The sequence below is a fragment of the Vibrio sp. 2134-1 genome, assembly GCF_033339495.1.
Window position 1 is genome coordinate 1 of the sequence record NZ_JAWOUS010000342.1, and the last position, 759, is coordinate 759.

General features: G+C 48.1%; 1 pseudogene. It reads left to right on the top strand.

Going from position 1 to position 759, the window contains the following annotated elements:
• Positions 1–759 (top strand): annotated as a pseudogene (locus R7R78_RS25865) (conjugal transfer protein); the annotation flags it as partial.

Here is a 759-nt window from a genome sequence, read left to right on the forward strand (position 1 = left end):
GATGCGATGATCACCCAGGCCATTTTGCGCAATGAAGCCGTGATTATTATTGACCCTAAGGGAGACAAAGAACTTAAGGATAATGCACAGCGAGCCTGTATTGCCGCCGGTAGTCCTGAGCGCTTTGTGTATTTTCATCCGGGCTTTCCAGAGCATTCAGTACGTCTTAATCCCCTGAGAAACTTTAACCGAGGCACTGAAATTGCCAGCCGAATTGCGGCATTAATCCCATCTGAAACCGGTGCTGATCCATTTAAAGCCTTTGGCCAAATGGCACTTAATAACATCGTGCAAGGTCTGTTGCTTACTTCACAGCGTCCTGATCTGAAAACACTGAGACGATTCTTGGAAGGTGGCCCAGAAGGCTTGGTAGTAAAAGCCGTCACGGCCTGGGGGGAGCAGGTGTATCCGAACTTTAGTGTGGAGATCAAGCGCTTTACCGAAAAGGCCAATACCTTGGCTAAACAAGCTATGGCGATGCTGCTTTTTTACTACGAACGCATTCAGCCCGTTGCCGCTAATACCGATTTGGAAGGCCTTTTGAGCATGTTTGAGCATGATAGAACCCACTATTCTAAGATGGTGGCCTCACTGATGCCGGTGCTCAATATGCTCACTTCAAGTGAACTAGGTCCATTGCTATCACCGATTGCAAACGATGTGGATGACAGCCGGTTAATTACGGATTCTGGCCGTATTATCAACAATGCCCAAGTGGCCTATATCGGCTTGGATTCATTGACCGACGCCATGGTTGGT